Below are 17,431 nucleotides of genomic sequence, written 5' to 3' on the forward strand. Positions count from 1 at the left end.
CCGCGTGCGGACCGGCAAGAATTTTTCGGCACGGGGCAAAAGCCGAGAAGCCTTGTCCGGCTCCCCGGCCTTGCGGGTCAGGCCGATTTCAGGCGCTGCATGCCCTCTGCCAGCGTCCAGAGCGCGCGGTTGATGCCGACATTCTGGTCGATGCCATTGATGGCACGGGTCTGCGCGCGGCGAATACGGCCATCAGTGGTCTGGCGGCGGCCGTGAAGTCCGCCACGAATGAGGTTTTCCTGGGCTGCGTTCAGTGTCAGCCAGAGACTTTGCCCGACATCCTCGCGGCGTCGAGGCGCAATGATCTGGTCCGGACGAACGGGGCTTTCGTCCTCGCCGTAGCGGGCGACAAGTGCGGCTTCAGCAAAAACGGTCTGCTCGTCCCGCGAGAGCTTTGTTTCCTTCATCGTCTCGACGGATTCGATGAGGCGCGGAAAGTCTTCCGCAACAGTATAAACGCCCTCGATAATGTCGTGCTGGATATTGCCCTTGTGCGCCACACGAACTTCCTCGAAGCGCTCGCCCGCGACAAGGCTGTTTGTGCAAACAAACCTGAGCAACCCCGCAAACATCTGGTACGCCGAGGTTCCGTCATGCGAATTGACGATGATGACTTCGGCCGCTTCGGGCTTGCCGATGCCCCCATCACGACGCAGGCGGAGCATGTGCTTTGCGTGGCCGAGGCGGTCACCGTCGCGTGGTACGGCCTGCACGGCGAAGAACGGAAACCATCCTTCGCGGCGCACTTCCTCCACAATCTCAATGGTGGGTACGTAGACGTAACGTTCTGACCGGCTGTCATGCGCCTCGCGGGCGAAGATGGCGGGGACGTGCCGGTACAGGGTCTCGTTGTCGAGAGCTTCGCGTCCGCTGATTTGGTGGGCGTTGCGGCCGAATCGGGTGGCGAGATGGTGATGCATGATCTTGCTCCTTTGAGGCTTGGGTTGCAGCGCTGCGCTGCAGCCCTGCCTCGCGGCGAGCAGCGGGGTAGCAAGGGCAAGAGAACTCTTCGGCACCGTGGAATAAATGGAGGGGCCCCGGCTTTCGGGGAGGAGGCCGTTTATGCCGCGAAAGGCCGAAGAATTTTCTTGTCCCGCGCGAGGGCGGAGCCATTAGCAAGCCACCGGCAGGAGCATCCGGCGAATGCCGGGAAAACGACATGCACTGTTGTTCCGCGCGTTTCCGGATTCTGAGTAGAAGCACCAATCGTGGGGCCAGAATCCAAGTCCATCCTCCGAAAACACCGCATCTCGATGGTCTTGAGTTCGGAGACCATTGCGGTGGTTGCAACGCGGAATGTTGCGGCGTCCAGCGCTTATTATGTGCGCGGCAACGCCGGCTGCAGCTATTGAACTGCTTCGAGTTTCGCGCGCGCGCCTGATGCTGGAAACGACCGGCGTCCCACCGTCCGTCGTGGCATCACGATGCGGTTTTCGGACACAAGAGCAGATGCGAAGGGCGTTCCATCGCCTCTCGGCGTCACGCCGGGCTGGATCCGGGAGCACTTCGGCAAAGTCCATTGGTACGCGACATTTCTTGATGGGTTTCGCAACCGAGGCCCTGCACTGTTACGTCGACCGTGTGTCGCCGCCGATACGATGCTTGCAACAATCCGTATCAACATCCCAAAAGGCACCAATCGCAGCGTAGCGAAGAGGCGCGCAGGAGTGGGACAATCCCAGCCATGAACACATGGAACGCCGCTGCCGGACCTGCCCCCACTTCCTTCTTCATCGTTGTGGCCATGAGCGCACCAAAACCCCGCCTCCGAAGAGGCGGGGCCAGTCGATCCCTTGGGATCAATCGCCGTTGCGGCGGGACCAGATCAGCGTAAAGCTGTCGTCGCCCTCACCCTTCACCAGCGAGGCATAGATCGGAGCCGGAAAACTCGGATCGTCGAGCTTGACCGAGAGATATTCGCGATCGCTGTCCCGCGCGGTCTTCTTCCACGCAGCCCCAAACTCGACAGTGGAGCTTGCGAAGATGCGAAAATCGGGCGCCTTGTCGTTGTCCTTCTCGGTCGCGACGAACTTCGCCTTGACGTTGAGGGTGAGCGTCTTGACCGATCCGGTGTAGCCGTTTTCCGCCGCGGTAAAGGTTCCGATGGTAGCCATGGTGTCTCCGTGCTGTTGTCGGGCCGCGACCATCGCAGCCTCGATGGCGGTCCTTGGCCCGGGGAGCGATCGGCCCGCAGCCGCAAGGCCCGCAGCAACGCGGAGGACGGCGGCAGCCGGCTTTTTTGTCTTCCCGCGAGGAATGCCGCCCCTTCGCGGCAGGGGAAAAAAGCAGGCCGAGCCGTTGCGGGAAGGCGATCGAGGCGCAGCCGGCCCTCGGGCCTGATCCGTCCATTCGAGGTCGCGTGGGACGCGCCCATCAAACAGACCGATGGAGACCACCATGACTGCGGCCATCGTCGCCGCGCAAGGACACAGCAGCACCGCTCGGACAAGGACTTGCACCCGCGCATCAACGAAAGCAAAGGCGCGAAGCAGTGAACGACGGAGCATGAATGAGCATCGCGGCGCGCGATTGGCGCGCCCCGACCAAGACCGGCGAAGCCCAGTTCGCAATCTCCATGTCAGCGACGTTCGATACGCCCGTCACAGGCTACCCTCGCTGGTGAACGCCAGGGCGTCGACGCCTGCTTCACGCTGATCTGGTCCCGCCGCAACGGCGACTGATCCGACTGGATTGATGTGCCGCATCGCCTTCGGAACGGATTCACGGGCGCCGGCCACAACGCGCCTTCCCCTTATTAGTCTTGAGCGGAAAGTGTCTGGCTTTCCACAATGCGCCGGTCGTGGGCGTGAGCATCATGAGCTTGGCCGCGCGCCATCAGGCGCGCGGCCAAAAACTTTCGACATCCTTGCGATGAGAAGCCGGGACCGCGTGGCGGTCCCGGCCGTGCCGATTACTCGGCGGCGGCGGAATACGCGTCAGGGTTTGTCTCCGTGACGAGATCGGCCTGTGGCTGCTCTGTACACTCCTGCGCGGTTCGCGGTGTCCGCATCAGCACGGGCAGCCAGCCGGTTGCGATCACCAACTGTTCGGCAGCTTCCGCCATGTCCTGCTTCTTCATGTCCGCCATCCGGTCAGCGGCCTCGATACCGACGGCTTCCCGCACGGCGGCAAGAATGTGCGGCTTGGTGACCCGACCGAAATAGGTCCGCGCGGTCGGTATCCAATGCGCGGTCATGTCGAGCGACACGGCCTCCGCCAGCCTGTCCGCCGTTGCCATCGCCCGGCGCCTGCGCTCCGTCGGCAGTTTTACAGCGTTGACCGTGAGCGCTGCGCAATGCGCGAACAAAGCCATGCGGCTGTCAGGGTCCAACTCCACGATAAACGTCCAGAGGCCACACACGTCGCGGGGCATCTGCGCCGCCCAACGGGCGTGGTGATCCGCCCATGCCTTCCCCGCTTTGGTATCCTCGATACCATCCGCATGGGAAGCCAGCATTGTGCTTGCGGGGCGGATATCGAGAGCGTGGGCGTCCGCGCCGCGATAGAAGATTTGCGCCGACAGCGCATGGGTGACAGCGACGACGGCGATCTCCGGCTGCTCGCTCAGAGCGAGGCGAAGCCCGAGGGTGCGGAGCGCGGTGAGATCGCGGATCAGGATGTCCGACAGCGGCTTGTGATCGTCGGCGTCCTCGTCCTCCCCTTCCAAATTCCCACTCCGGGCCATACCGTTCGGGACTGTTCCGCCGTCGTCATCGAGGGTGCCATCCTCCTCGCCCTCGTCGCTCGCGTTCACTGCCTCCGTGTCTGGCTTCTCGTCCTCGGCTCTTACAAAACCGCGCTCGATGCGCACGGTGCCGTCATGATTGAGGATGACAAAGGCCCCGCAACGGGCAATGTCGGCGGGATTGTAGGCCTGACGCTTGGCCTCAAGACGCTCGATCTCGGCCTCAAGCTCGCCGAAGCGTGCATCGACCTCATCAGGCAGTTCCTCGTCGCTTTCATGCTGGGCCGTCAGGCTGTCGAACTCGCACCTGACGGCGTCCAGAGCGGCCTGATCTTCCGCCGACAGTTCTACCGCTTGCGGATAGGTCCGACGCAGCCCGTGGCTGTGGGGGAAGTCCAGAAAGACCTGCGCCCATTTCCAGCCCTCAGCCTCCATCAGGGCGTTGGCCTCGCGCCCAAGCTTCGCCACGACCAGCATATCGAGAAGCGCCACGTCCTCGAAATAGCCGCCGCGATCCTCGGTGAAGAGGTCGCGCAGGATCGTGCCGCCCACTTCTGTATACTTTTCCGCGCCGACAAAGATCGCGCGGCGATCCGTGGCGGCTACATTAGTTTCGGTCAGCAAGCGGCGGATCGTGCTGGCGTCCCGGTTATGGGATAGCCGCTCGTAGGCGGCCTCCTGCCGGGCATGGTCCTCGGTGATGGCAAAGGCCATCAACTGGTCGAGCGCCAGATCGCCGTCGCGGTAGACTTGCATCAGCTTGGGCGAGACAGCACCCAAGCGCAGGCGCTGCCGCACTACGTGAGGTGTCACGCCGAACCGGGCAGCAATCTCCTCCGCACCGAAACCGCGTTCGTCCGCGAGCTTCTTGAAGGCCTCGAACTGGTCGGCGGGATGAAGCGCTTAGGTTATGCGTCAAGTGTCCTGTTAGCTGGATGACGTTGATTCTTTAGTCTTCTTGGCTGCGCCTTGCGTTTTGGGTGTCTCTTTGGCACTGAAGCGCAGCCGGTTGGTGTCAATCACGATGGCTTTCTCGACGGAAGCGATAGTCGTCCTTTGATGCGTGTAGTGCTTTGGCGATAGCCTTGTTGATGTCGTCGAGATTGCAGGACTCCGGGTGGAACTTGCGGCCAGCCCATCGTTGCATCGCTTTATGTTCTTCATGGTCGGGGTCGAGCCAGGCCTCGAGGAAGTCGGCATAGCCTGAAGGCCCACCAGCGTCTTCGGGGGGTCCTGAGCGTGCGGCGGCGATACAGCGAGGATATTGGGCACTCTCCTCGCGCGCGACGCGCTCCAAGCGCAGCAGATGACGCCAATTGTCGCCGAAGTCGTATTCGTAGAGGATCGCGAGAGGGTTTTCGCTGGGATCGTCGGGAAAGTGAAGGTCGATCATCCTGACCTCGGTCGCCTCGAAGATCCTGCTGTCGGACAGACCGTCGTCATCGAACTCTGGAGCTCCGTAGATGAGACCGCCAATATTGAACTGATGCAGATGGCTGTCGGTCCAGCCAAAGGCGGCCTGCAGCACCTCGTGGAGTTGGGCTAGGTTGAGAGTGATTGGCAGTTCGAGGATGCGGCTGATCTTGGGCTCGATGCCGAGGATATGAACCTCGGCGCGCACAATGAAGCTGTCTGGATCGAAGGGGTCAAGCATGCCGCAGATCATGCCGCGCATGATTGTCGCAGGCAATAGATGGGGCGACGATTGTCCTTCGGCGACCGCACCGACACAAACCGGCAGTCGTAGACGACGTCAGGATTTTGGCCCGCGAGTGAGCGGCACTGGTTTCACGGCGCGATCGCGTTCGGCGATCAGGCGGGCATTATGACGCTTCTGCCGCTCAACCTCCGTTTCGGCGTCGAGGATGCGCTTCAGCAGGACGGCATTTTCCGTCACCATACGCCGCTCCTCGATCTGCAAGACCTGGATCAGAGCGCGCTGCTGGGCGAGTTTGTCTTCCCAGGCTGCGAGCTTCTCGGGAACGACCTTGCGATCACTGGCGCGGCGTAATTCGTCGATGATCGATCGATGATTGGCGTAGATCGCATTGCGGCCGACGCGCGCTTCGCGTGCGAGCGTCGCGACGGTCAGGCGGTAGGATCGCTTTTGCAGGTCCGGGTGTGTGGGCAGCCCCTTCACCAGCCGCTCCAGAGCATCCCGCAGCTTGCAGTGGGTGTTGCGCAGGCGCTTTTCGGCAGGCGTGAGGGCCGGCATTTTGCTGGTCTTACGCGCCATGGCGAACATCCTTTGCATGGTCGAGTTCACCAAGGATGCGATCGCATTCGGCAATCCGGGTTTCGGCGAGTTGCCGGCTGACCGGGTCCAGGCCGGGATGGCCGAGAAGATCCGTATTGCGATCGCGGCGGGCCTGCCAGACAGGCCTGTGCCTGGCGGTGACGGCGAAGTTGGCGCAGGCGAGACACGTACTTTCGGTCCTCAGAACGGGGTTGGGGCCTTTCTCATCGCCGAAGCAGGCAGCCGTTTCGACGCGGTAGACGCAATAGCCCCAATCGCAGACGCCGAGCCGCAGATCAGTCTCCTCCATCAGGAAGGAGACATAGGCCTGGACATCGCCGTCGCGCGTGCGCCCGCGGAACTGGGAGCGGGCGGCGATCATCCGTCCGCCCTTGCCCGCGAGGGCGGTTGCCGTCAGCACTTCTTCGAGAGCGGCGCGGGTTTCTTCCCGGGCATGCCGGTCGATCAGGTCGTCGAGCGCGAAGTCGGTCCCGACGTAGCCGCGATCAGTCATGGCCCGGGTCACATGACCGAAGTGGGCCTGAAGCGCATACAGGCCGGTCCGGTCGCGTTTGCCGACGAAGCGGGCAAACGTCTTGCGGCCCTGATGCGTGTTCAGATGCCAGGGCTCGCCCTCGTGGTCCGGCAGGCCGATGAACAGCGCAAACAGATCATTCAGCCGCCTTATGATCGTGGAGCCGACGGGGAGGTTGATGCGGGCCGCAGGACCAATAAGGCCGTTGCTAGCCATCGCCAGAAAGAGATCGTCTCGTCCGCTTTGGGCCCGAAGACGGGCGGTCAGCCGCTCCATGACTACGACAGCCCGCTCGACGGGTGCCGGCGCAACCCAGCGATGGGCTTCGCCATCGATGCCACGCGCCGTCTTGTAAATCCGCCCGACGAGATAGGCGAAGCTCTCGCTGCCGTCGTCGGCAGGATGCTGCTCGATGCAGCCGACCTGAAGGCCGAGGATCTCCGAGATCCGGGCGCCGACCAGATAGCTGACCACCACAAAGCAGGCGTCGTAAATGCGATCGGCGAGATTGCGCACCTGCTTGGTGCTGGTGACGGGCGCTTCATGCCAGGCAGTTTCCTCACCAGGCAGTGTCGCGAAGGTGAACGGCGCGATCGCGTCAGTCACGATGAAGCCGGCCTTGGTCTGGCTGATCCCGTTAGCGAGCGCATGGTCATAGACGGACTGCGCCTGGGCCTGCAGAGCGATGACGTCGTCGGCCGGCGTCCCGATCAGCCGCAGCGCCGCCGAGACCAGGGGCACGGCGATCGCGTCCGGCGTATAAGGCAGCCACCCCCGGTCGCGGCGAACGAACGGCGGCGCGATCCCCGGGAATGGATCGGCGATTGCGATCTCCGGGAACTTTGCTCCCTGCAGATAAAGGCGCGTCAGCAGATTGGCATGGTTTCCCAGTGTCGTGCTCTTCAGCGTACTGCCAGGCTTGTGGCCCGGACGCTGCGCCATCACCGTCATGAACCGGTCGCAGGCGTCGCGGTCGAGATCGGCAAAGCACCGATATCCCTGCGCCGCCATCCAGCGGATCAGCATCCGCAACCTATTGAAGACGGAGACGATCGTCGATTCATGAGCGTTGCGGTACCCAGGAGGCGGATCGAGCTTCAGACTCCATAGGAACAGCTTCGCCGCCTCTCGCCAGTCAGCCCATCGCGGATCACTGAACCGGCTGTCGTCAGCAAGAACAAAACCCCAGTCGAGCGAGAAGTCGCTGCGGTTGCTGCCAGGACGATGACCGTCGAGATGCCAGACCTGATCGGACCATACGGACCGCGCCGATATCCGAAGCGCCGGCCTGACGGCGGCGACAAGATTGCGCGCCGTGGAAGCCGTCATCGCTCACTCCAGCGCCGGAAGCCGTGCGAGAGCCAGCATTCGTTGTTCGGCATCACCTCGCAGTGTTTGCGGGAAGTCCGGCAGGATGTCGTCGACCAAGATGCGCAGGCTCGGCGCATACAGGAGCTCGAAGCGGCGCGGATCAATGCGTTCACGCGCGCGCTCCAGTTCGCCGATCGCCTGAAGGATGCGCGCCATGTGCTCCGCATCGATCGGGATGACCAGTCCCGGGCAGCGCAGGCATCCGCCGAAGTGCCGGCAGACCCGACCTGCTATCGAGTCTGGTGCTGTGCCCGCGAGCGGGTTGAGGCAATCATGACTGAACGGAACCGTCGCATTGCTCGCCAGCGCAATCCGGTCGCGCTGCGCCCGATTCTCGCAGTTCGCCTTCGCGCCGACGATCCAGCCGAGCATCAGCTCCTGCAATCGGGCGATTGTCTCGCGCTGGATGCGGCGCGTCTGCGGCCCCTTGATGTAAAGCTCGGTCGTGTCGGCGCGGGCATGGTTGAGCACATCCTGTGTCGCGACGATGTCGCCGCCAGACGCCTTGTAATATTCGGTGGCGACGCTGCCGCGCAGCAGAACGGCGGCAAAGTCCGGCAAGAGCTGACGTGCCCGCTCCGGTGCAGCCTTGTTCCAGATGGCGATCCGGGCATTGGAGCGTTTGATGAACGGCTTCAGGGCGTGCGACAAGGTCGCCTCCGCAATGAGCGTGACCGCGTCCTTCTTCTCGCTCTTGACCAGGAACAGGCGATTGCGGTCCTGCCGGCTGGCCCGGGAGACGAGCGGCGCCGTCATCGCCAGCAACCGGTCGATCAGGTTCGGCGCAGCATGTCGCCGACGGCGATCGAAGGACCGCCGCTGCGCTCGCTTCACCTTGGCACCGGCCCGGGGCTTGGCCCATTCGACGATGATGCGATGCTCGTCGAGCGGATGCGCCACTTGGCAATCGCGCGTTATCAGCCGCAGCGCATCCGGATTGCCCGCCGTTTGGATCGCAATGGCGATGAAGAACGCGACGACCGTTTCGCCGGTCAAGTGAAGATAACCGCCAAGATGACGAAGCCCGCCATGGCGGCTGACCGCCGATATGTTGACCTGGCTGCGGATCGCAAGCGTCCGCGATGGAAGCACCCCGTCATTCACCCGAGCAAGCGCCCGGACCATGTCGCAAAGCTCGGGATCGACGCCATCAGCCGGGCCGCTCGTCGCGAGGATGGTCCGCCCCGTGTCGAAGCGATCCCACGCCTCGTCGAGTTCTTCATAGCACGCGCGTAGGATCGCCTTGAGATCCTCCCCGCCAAGACGCGGTCGGGTGTCGGCAGTCCGGTTCGGCCAGACCCGCCAGGGGAAGTCGATCCGGGACGGCAGCCGCGACGGATGCCGGCGCTTCGTCCAGTCGATCATCTGGCGAAGCTGCATCAGCACATTCGCCCGCGCCCCCTTTGACCAGGGCTTGTTCGTCTGTCCCGCGATCTGTCGATCCAGCCAGGCGATATAGCGCCCGACCATTGCGGTGGTCAGATCCCCGGCAGAAAGAACATGCCCGTCCTCGACCGCAAAACGGGCGAAGACACGCAGTGCCATCCAGCAATGACGGTGCGTTTCGGAGCTCGATGCGGCATGATGATTGCGGAAGGCGTCCGCCAGAAGCATCGTAACGTCTGTCGGCAACCCAAGCTTGCCGAGATCGTAGCGCTTTGCGACCTCGCCCCAACCGTCGCGGAAGACGGCAATGGCATCGGCCGGCTGCTCCAGCACCTTCGCTGACGCAGCCGATAGACGCCGGTCGATACGCTCACGCTTACCGGCCATCGGGGATCAACTCGCCATAGAGATAGTCGATGCTGTCGGCGAGTTCCCGGGCATTGAGCTCGACGCAGCGCAGGTAGATCGCCGTGCTCTGGATCGAACTGTGCCCCAGCAAGACCTGGACGATCTTCAGCGGATTGAGGTCAGGCGTGATCGATGCCTGTCGCTGTAATCGCACCAGCATCGTCATCGCAAAGGTATGGCGCAACCAATGCAATGAACCCGCCACACCGGCAGCCCGGAAGGCTTCCGCAAACACCGCAGTCAATCGCGTCTTGCTGACGGCATTCCCCTGAAGATTGAGGAAGAGCGCCGATGGCGACCGATAATTTGACCGTTGGCGACGCAACGCCCGTACCTGCGGCGTGCGCACTTCGTCGATATAGCGCTGCGTGCGGTCAACCAAGCGGATCGGCGGGTAGATCGTGCGAGGCTTGTCGCCCTTGGTGATCGTCAAGGGCACGCCGACTAGCGGATGATCCTCGTCATCAAGATGTGCTGTCTCCGGGACCTGGAAGACAGCCAAGCCGCAAAGCTCCTTGCGCCGCAATCCCGTCGCCAGCGCCCATTCCGCCATCAGGCGGTAGGGCATCTCCAACAGGGCGAAGACCCGACGCAACTGATCGACCCGCAACGGTCGCGGCAAGCGCTCATGCTCGGCAACAGTCAGGATGTTTGCCGCCACGACACCGGGACGCGCATCGACATGCGCAAGGAACGCTTGTCGCCGACCAGAGCCCACCCGCACGTCGACAAAGTGGAACGGCAAGGCCTCGATCCAGCCGCGTCCCTGCGCCCAGGCATAAAACCGGCAGACCGTGCGAACCCGATCATTCACCGTCGACCGCGCGTATGGCCGCTTCGTATGCGGGCTCGGCTGTGAGAGCATGCGGTTGCGCCAGGCCGCAATCTCCGCCTCGCCGACCCCGCGCCAATTGAGCCCGGATTGCTCCAGGCTGTCGAACCAGTCATGCAGGTGCTCGCCGTAGGTCCGAATCGTTTCAGCCGCATGGCTGCGGCCCGGTATGGTCGCCAACTCCATCAGCCAGGCAAACGCCGGCTCGATGATCGCCATCCGCTCCGACACCAGAATCGGAAAGCCTGCCGGGATTGCGGCATAGCCCATCGCCGCCTTGATGATCCGCGCCATACTGTCCTCTTTGGTCCTCGCCGTCCGAAACGGCAAAAGACGCCGAGCTCGGCGCAACTCCCTGTACAGCAACAAAGAAGACAGCTTCCCGAACCAGCTGTTATTAAGCGGAGCGCCTGCGGCGCACTCTTTTGTTTAGAATGCGAGGGGTTCCCCTCGCGCTCTCCCGTTCGCCACGTGGCAGGGTTGCAGGACTTCGCCTGCAACCATTTGACTAGTTTGTGGTGTCGCCGCCGCGTCAAGCATTGTCCTCGCTACGCTGCGGGAACGCTTGACTCGGACGTCTACGTGCCCTCCTCAAAATGCCCCACGCATATGAACCATAACGATGACAGCCACACGACTCTAACAGGACAGTTCGAGCACAGAACCTAACATGTTTTCCCGGGTGACGTTTTCGTCGAGGCTGATTTCGTGCGGATCGTTGGCGGTGTCGATGACGCAACGGATCGGCTCGGTCTTCTTGATCTCCTTGCGCTTGACACGCAGAAGCTGCGCCAGCCGGCGGCCTTCGCCGATGGTGACAAAATAGAACCCGGTGGCCGCGCCACCCGCATCCAGTTCCGGCTCGACGACAAGGTTTTGCAGGATGCCCTTCGCGGCGATGCTGGCCGCATAGGCCTCAATCGACGCCTCGCTGTGCGGCGTCTTGCGGGCATTTTTCGGGGATTTCTTGAGCTTGTTGAGCGGAATGAAACGCTCAGTCCCGCTCTCGACAACGGTTTCGACATTCTTGGCAGACATGATCTTGCTCCTTTGAGCTTGGGTTGCAGCGCTGCGCTGCACCCCTGCCTCGCGGCGAGCAGCGGGGTAGCAAGGGCAAGAGAACTCTTCGGCACCGTGGAATAAATGGAGGGGCCCCGGCTTTCGGGGAGGAGGCCGTTTATGCCGCGAAAGGCCGAAGAATTTTCTTGTCCCGCGCGAGGGCGGAGCCATTAGCAAACCGGCAGGAGCATCTGGCGAGTGCCGGGAAAACGGGATGCACTGTTCTTCCGCGTTTCTGGATTCTGAGTAGAAACAGCAATCGTCGGGCCAGAATCCAATTCCTTCCCCGGAAAACGCGGCATCGAAGTGGCCTCGATTCTGGAGACCGCGTCAGTGGTTGCAACGTGGAATGTTGCGGCGTCCAGCGCCTATTATGTGCGCGGCGCCGAATACTATCTTGGCAGCCGAGAGCCGGAGGGCGTCTGGTATGCGCCGCGCGGCGACCTCGGCCGGCGGGATGCAGCAACGGTCCAGCGACAAGAATTCGCCCGCCTCTATGAAGGGCTCGGCGAGAACGGGCAGTCGCTCATCACCAACTCAGGCGGCAAGGCGATTCGGCGTGTCCCCGCCTTCGACCTGACATTTTCCGCGCCGCGCTCGGTGTCGCTGGCGTGGGCATTCGCGGATGAGGATCTGCGGCGCAACCTCGAAGCTGCCCAGGAGCGCGCCGTCCGTGCCACCCTTGCCACGATCGAGCAGGAAGCCATATACGCGCGCCGCGGCAAAGATGGCGCATACGTCGAAAAGGTCGCGCTGACGGCCGCGTTGTTCCAGCACGGCGAAAGCCGACCGGCGGAGCATGCCGATGGTCGCCTCTTCGGTGATCCGAACCTTCACACCCATGCCGTCGTCCTGAACATGGCGACACGCGCCGACGGCACGGTGGGTGCACTGCATTCCACCGTCTTGCGCGACTGGAAGATGGCGGCCGGCGCTGTCTATCATGCCGCCCTCGCAAACGAGATGACCGATCTCGGCTTCGGCATCGATCGTGTCGGGCGGAACGGCACGTTCGAGCTGGCCGGCATCGGCGACCAAGCCATCACCTATTTTTCTGCGCGGCGGCAGGAAATCGAAAAGGAGCTGGCGGAGGCGGGCACGACCAGCGGTTCATCGGCTGCGCTGGCCTCCGCTGTCGCCAAATCAACGCGCCACGCGAAAGAGCTGGACGCTGATCGCGAGACCGTCTGGCGTGAGGCGGCGCAATCGGCCGGTCTTGACGGTGATATCCGCGCGGCGCTCCAGCAGCGATCTGCCCGGGAGTTTGTCGTCGGGGATGCCGGGCGCATCTTCGCCGAGCGGGTGGCGACATTGCCGGCAGAATTGACGCAGCATGAAAGCGTCGTCGACCGCCGCGAATTGGTTCGCTCCGTTCACGCGGCAAGTGTCGGGCTCGGCCTGCCACTGTCGCGGGTTGACGGGGAGGTCGATCAGCTTGTCACCTCCGGGACATTCGTCGAAATCGGCCGCGATGCTATCGGTCAGGTGCGCTATTCGACGCCGGAGATGATCGCGATCGAGCGTGATCTGGTTGCGACCGCCTCAAGACTGGCTGACCGGCGCGGGGTCGGGATCGATCCTGCCGACATCAAGGCGCGAAGCGCTGCGCAAGGGTTGAGCGCCGAACAGACCTTCGCCGCTGAAGCCGCAACCGGCCCAAACGCCATCGTCGTCATCGAAGGCGCGCCCGGCTCAGGCAAGACCACGACGCTCGCGCCGATCGTCGGGGCCTATCAAGCGGCGGGGCATCGCGTCATCGGCACGGCCACCGCCTGGCGTGTCGCCCGCGCCATTCAGCAGGACCTGAACATCGAAGCGCGGGCCACCGCGTCCTGGGTCGAACGCCTCAAGAAGGGCGAGCGCTTCCTTGACGACAAGTCGGTTCTCATCGTGGATGAAGCCGGCCTTCTGTCCTCGCGGGAGATGCATGCGCTGCTGTCGGAGGTCGAACGCGCGCAAGCCAAGGCGATCCTCGTCGGCGATCGCCGGCAATTGCAGGCGATCGGCGCGGGCCCGGGCCTCGATCTCGTCGTTCGCAGTGTCGAGGCCACGCGCGTTGACACCATTGTCCGCCAGCGTGACGCCTGGGCGCGGCAGGCCGTGACGGATTTTGGCACGGGTCGGGCCAATGAGGCGCTTGACGCATTCCAGGCGCACGGCTGCTTCGAAGAAGCTCCCACCTACCGGGCTACGCTGCAGCGGATCGTCGAACTCCGGAACCATGCAAGAGCCGAGCATCCCGACAGCTTCACCCTCCTGATCGCCCGGACCAACAAGCAGGTCGCGGATATCTCGCGGGCGGTTCGCGCTGAACTCAAACGTGAGGGCGTCATTCACAGCGCGGAAGCCAGCGTCGAGGCGGTCACGCCATCGGGTCAGACAACCCGCATCGAAATCGCGGCCGGCGACCAAATCCGCTTCCAGCTCCGCAACGATCAGCTTGGTGTCGTCAACGGCACGGTTGCGACCGTGACCGCCGTCCATCCCGATCCGTCGAAAGAACCGAGTACGCCCGGCAACATCCGCATTGAGGCGGTCATCGACAGGCGCCGCATCAGCTTTGTTCCCGCCGACATCGCCGACGAGCGCGGGCGAGCCAGGCTCGGCTGGGCCTACGCAAGCACCGTGCACGGCGCGCAGGGCATGACCGTCGATCGGGCGGTCGTCCTGCTCGATCCCCGGTTCGATCGCCATGCCGCCTATGTAGCCGCAAGCCGCGCCCGCGACGAAACCCGGCTCGTCGTCGATCGCTCCCAGATAGAGGCGCTTCTTTCTTCCCGTCTGCCGCTGGATCGCACACAGCAGGCCGAACCCGCATCCGCGGAAGACCGGCGCGCGCAGCTCGCCGGGCGATTGTCCAGCGGACACACCAAGACGTCGACGATCGCCGTGATCGAACAGGCCGCTCTCCCGGTGAAACATGCCGACCGACTTCACAGCCGGCCATCGGCAGATCGGGCGATGCAGCCGCCCACAAAGCCACCTGCCGCGCAGGAGGCCGCCCGCGCCGCTCCGCGATCCAGCGCGCGCACACCTGACCGCGGGTTGGAATATGGCCGTTGAGCGGAAAGCGGCTCGCCCACCGCGGCGGCCGGCGACAGGGCGACGAAGAAATCTGGACAAGGAGGCCGGCTGGTCGGTTGAATTCGAGATCGACCGCTCTCTTCGCGTTTCCGACGCCGAGATCCAGGTGTTGGAAACCTGGCTCGGCAAGCAACTGGATGCGCTGTTTGGGGGTGCTCGCTCACCACGAAGCGGCACCGCCGTGCCCGATGAGCCGATGAACCCTCTAATACGGAAGCGGGGATGACGCCCGATGGGCTGCATGGGTCCCAGGACGGCGATACTTCCACTCGCGGAAAACAAACAAATCCGTCGGAATTGTCAGATCTTGATGTATTCATTGACATCACGAGTCTTTTGATGTAAGAATTTCCATCAATGGCCAAAGCGCGCAAGATCACGCGAACCCGGCTTGTCGTCAGCCCCGGCTTCGCCGAACTGGTTGTGTGGGAAGTTCCCGAGCCCATCTCGGGCAGTCCGCACAAGTACAAATACCGGCTCGCCTATGTGGTGAACGGCGTCTGCCGCGTGCGTTACGACAATGAGCGCGGCAAGGGCGATCATCGCCACCTGGATGGCAAGGAAAGCCCTTATGCGTTTCGTGGTCTGGAGCGGCTGCTGGCGGATTTTTGGCGCGACGTGAATAAACGGAGATAGAGCATGCGGACGGTTATCCTGGGCGTCGAGACACAAAACGACCTGACGCGCCGCATCCTGGCGACTGCGCACGGGCAGCGTAAGGCTGGCGACGACCGAATTTCATTCGAGAGTGTCAGCGACCTTTGGCGGGTGCTGGCGCCCAAGCGCATGGAGATCGTGCGCGCGATGACCGGAGCCGGCCCGCTGACGATCCGGGAGGTCGCGCGTCGGGTCGATCGAGACTTCAAGGGGGTTCATTCCGACGTGACGCTGCTGCTGGGCGCGGGGATTTTGGAGCGGACGGAACGTGGGGGCGTTGAATTTCCCTATGACCGCGTTCATGTGGAATTTGACTTGATGGCGGCGTGACGTCCCCGCCCGATCAATAGTAAGATTGAAACAGCGCGATCACGCGAAATCGCGCGAGACCGTAGAGATTTGTCAATGACCCAGAACTTGCAATCAAGAACAAGTCTTGCCGCAACGGACTGTCCCGCGCCGTTGAGAGCCGCTGTTTATCTGCGGGTCTCGACCGGGCGGCAGGCGGAGGGCGAGGTGTCGATTCCTTCGCAGCGCGACTTGACCACGCGTCATTGTCTGTCGAGCGGCTGGACTGTCGTCGATGAGTATGTCGAGCCCGGGGCCAGCGCGACCGACGATCGGCGGCCTGTGTTTCAGGCGATGCTGGAACGGGCCTGTGACGCAGATCATCCTTATGATGTCATCGTCGTGCATTCCTTTTCGCGGTTTTTCCGCGACGGGGCCACGATGGAGTTGACGATCCGCAAGCTTCGCCGTCACGGCGTTGAGGTCGTCTCGATGACGCAGCCGACTGGCACCGATCCGTCGCAGGAGATGATGCGCCAGATCATCGGCATCTTCGACGAGTACACCTCGAAGGAAAACGGCAAGAACGTCACGAGGGCGATGAAGGAGAACGCCAAACAAGGGTTCTGGAACGGCGCTTCAGCTCCGCTCGGTTACTCCATTGTCGAAGCCGAGCGGCGGGGGCAGAAAATCAAGAAGCACCTGGCCGTCGAGCCCGTCGAGGCCGAGACCGTCCGGCTCATCTTTCGCCTCTACGCGGAAGGTGACACCAGGACCGGCACCCCACCGCTCGGCATCAAGCAACTGGTCAAATGGCTCAACGGACGTGGTTATCGGACCAAGGCGGGCGGGACCTTTGGCGTCGGTCCCGCGCACCATATCCTGACCAACACCGTCTATGTTGGCCGCTGGCGTTACAATGTTCGGTCCGCCAGGACGGGCGAATGTAAACCCGCCTCGGAAATCGTCGAGATCGCAACTCCCACCATTGTCGAGCAAGACCTGTTCGATCGCGTCCAGGCCCGCCTCGTGGCCAATAATCCCAAGGTCACAGCCCCGCGTGTGGTCACTGGTCCGATCCTTCTGACCGGACTTGCCAAATGTGCTCATTGCGGCGGGGGGATGACGCAGCGGACCGGAACCTCCAGCACGGGGCGCATCTACGCCTATTACACCTGCGCCAGCCGTGCGCAGAAGGGACCAACGGCCTGTCGGGGGAACACGATCCGGATGGCTTTCCTGGATGATCTGGTTCTGACGGCGCTCAAGGAGAACATGTTCACGCCCGAGCGTCTGACCGAACTGCTCTCCGCGATTGCCGCCCGGCGCCGGGAACGCACCGCCGCCGTTGATCGCCGCCTCGCTTCGTTGAAATCCCAGGTCGTCGATGCCGAAGATCGCCTCAAGCGGCTCTATCGCGGAATCGAGGAGGGCATCGTCGAACTCGACGATCTTCTTCGCGAGCGAATCGTCGAACTCAAAGCCGACCGCGAGAAGGCTCAAGCGGCCTATGACCACGCAGCATCGCAAGCGCTGCCATCGGCCAGCATTGACCCTGAAAAGGTTGCTGCGTTCAGCAATCTCATGACCGATCTCCTCGATAATGGCGAAACGCCCGCGCGCAAGGCGTATCTGCGCACGCTGATCGGCGCTATCATTGTCGGTGACAAATCGGTGAAAATCGTCGGCAGCAAGGAAGCCGTCAGAGCGGCTATTCTCGGCAAACCCAGCCCCCTCCAAAACGTTCGTGGTTTGGGACCGGAATGGCGCGCCCGGAACGATTCGAACGTCCGACCCTCAGATTCGTAGTCTGATGCTCTATCCAGCTGAGCTACGGGCGCGTTTTCGCGTCTGGCAGGTTCCGATCCGTGACGGTCAGTCCATCACGGA

Annotated in this window: 12 protein-coding genes, 1 tRNA gene and 1 pseudogene; 4 read left to right on the forward strand and 10 right to left on the reverse strand. The window is 62.9% G+C overall.

Annotation, left to right across the window (positions count from 1 at the left end; genetic code table 11):
* Nucleotides 1-77 precede the first annotated feature (77 nt).
* The 9 genes and pseudogenes from BBTA_RS34190 to BBTA_RS34230 form a co-directional block, all read right to left on the reverse strand.
* Nucleotides 78-920 (reverse strand): DUF932 domain-containing protein, encoded by an 843-nt coding sequence (locus BBTA_RS34190; RefSeq protein WP_006022516.1) that lies wholly within the window; start codon nucleotides 918-920, stop codon nucleotides 78-80.
* Nucleotides 921-1,799: 879 nt separating this feature from the next.
* The gene (locus tag BBTA_RS34195; RefSeq protein ID WP_006022515.1) at nucleotides 1,800-2,114 is read right to left on the reverse strand and encodes a DUF736 domain-containing protein; all 315 of its coding nucleotides are present in this window, start codon (nucleotides 2,112-2,114) and stop codon (nucleotides 1,800-1,802) included.
* Nucleotides 2,115-2,911: 797 nt separating this feature from the next.
* On the reverse strand, nucleotides 2,912-4,441 hold the full coding sequence (locus BBTA_RS34200; RefSeq protein ID WP_371260220.1) for a chromosome partitioning protein ParB: 1,530 nt from the start codon (nucleotides 4,439-4,441) through the stop codon (nucleotides 2,912-2,914).
* 259 nt (nucleotides 4,442-4,700) lie between these two features.
* The gene (locus BBTA_RS34205; RefSeq protein ID WP_041751295.1) at nucleotides 4,701-5,351 is read right to left on the reverse strand and encodes a plasmid pRiA4b ORF-3 family protein; all 651 of its coding nucleotides are present in this window, start codon (nucleotides 5,349-5,351) and stop codon (nucleotides 4,701-4,703) included.
* A gap of 87 nt (nucleotides 5,352-5,438) precedes the next feature.
* The gene (locus BBTA_RS34210; RefSeq protein WP_244424522.1) at nucleotides 5,439-5,951 is read right to left on the reverse strand and encodes a hypothetical protein; all 513 of its coding nucleotides are present in this window, start codon (nucleotides 5,949-5,951) and stop codon (nucleotides 5,439-5,441) included.
* Nucleotides 5,911-7,785: an integrase gene (locus BBTA_RS34215; RefSeq protein ID WP_011931089.1), complete on the reverse strand. Its 1,875-nt coding sequence runs from the start codon at nucleotides 7,783-7,785 to the stop codon at nucleotides 5,911-5,913. Before BBTA_RS34215 ends, BBTA_RS34210 begins: the two co-directional genes overlap by 41 nt.
* Before the next feature lie 3 nt (nucleotides 7,786-7,788).
* Nucleotides 7,789-9,600 carry a hypothetical protein gene (locus BBTA_RS34220; RefSeq protein WP_011931088.1) on the reverse strand — a complete coding sequence of 604 codons (1,812 nt, stop codon included), beginning with the start codon at nucleotides 9,598-9,600 and terminating at the stop codon, nucleotides 7,789-7,791.
* On the reverse strand, nucleotides 9,590-10,747 hold the full coding sequence (locus BBTA_RS34225) for a tyrosine-type recombinase/integrase (protein WP_011931087.1): 1,158 nt from the start codon (nucleotides 10,745-10,747) through the stop codon (nucleotides 9,590-9,592). Before BBTA_RS34225 ends, BBTA_RS34220 begins: the two co-directional genes overlap by 11 nt.
* Nucleotides 10,748-11,122: 375 nt before the next feature.
* Nucleotides 11,123-11,491, reverse strand: a pseudogene (locus BBTA_RS34230) (ParB/Srx family N-terminal domain-containing protein); the annotation flags it as partial.
* Between the two features lie 354 nt (nucleotides 11,492-11,845).
* Between BBTA_RS34230 and mobF the strand changes: the two are divergent.
* The 4 genes from mobF to BBTA_RS39325 all read left to right on the forward strand — a co-directional run bounded on the left by mobF (nucleotide 11,846) and on the right by BBTA_RS39325 (nucleotide 17,350).
* Nucleotides 11,846-14,575: a MobF family relaxase gene (gene mobF / locus BBTA_RS34235; protein WP_006022512.1), complete on the forward strand. Its 2,730-nt coding sequence runs from the start codon at nucleotides 11,846-11,848 to the stop codon at nucleotides 14,573-14,575.
* Nucleotides 14,576-14,953: 378 nt separating this feature from the next.
* A complete protein-coding gene (locus BBTA_RS34240) occupies nucleotides 14,954-15,232 on the forward strand; it encodes a DUF6516 family protein (RefSeq protein WP_006022510.1) in 279 nt (92 codons plus the stop codon).
* 3 nt (nucleotides 15,233-15,235) lie between these two features.
* Nucleotides 15,236-15,583, forward strand: coding sequence for a transcriptional regulator (locus tag BBTA_RS34245; RefSeq protein ID WP_006022509.1), 348 nt, complete (start codon nucleotides 15,236-15,238; stop codon nucleotides 15,581-15,583).
* A 75-nt stretch (nucleotides 15,584-15,658) separates the two neighbouring features.
* Nucleotides 15,659-17,350: a recombinase family protein gene (locus BBTA_RS39325; protein WP_080890937.1), complete on the forward strand. Its 1,692-nt coding sequence runs from the start codon at nucleotides 15,659-15,661 to the stop codon at nucleotides 17,348-17,350.
* Here the strand turns inward: BBTA_RS39325 and BBTA_RS34255 are convergent.
* Nucleotides 17,306-17,382: transfer RNA gene (locus tag BBTA_RS34255), tRNA-Arg, on the reverse strand. The two genes, BBTA_RS39325 and BBTA_RS34255, sit on opposite strands and share 45 nt — an antisense overlap.
* Nucleotides 17,383-17,431: the final 49 nt, after the last annotated feature.

Origin of the sequence: Bradyrhizobium sp. BTAi1 (genome assembly GCF_000015165.1) — a bacterium.
Lineage (GTDB): Bacteria > Pseudomonadota > Alphaproteobacteria > Rhizobiales > Xanthobacteraceae > Bradyrhizobium > Bradyrhizobium denitrificans.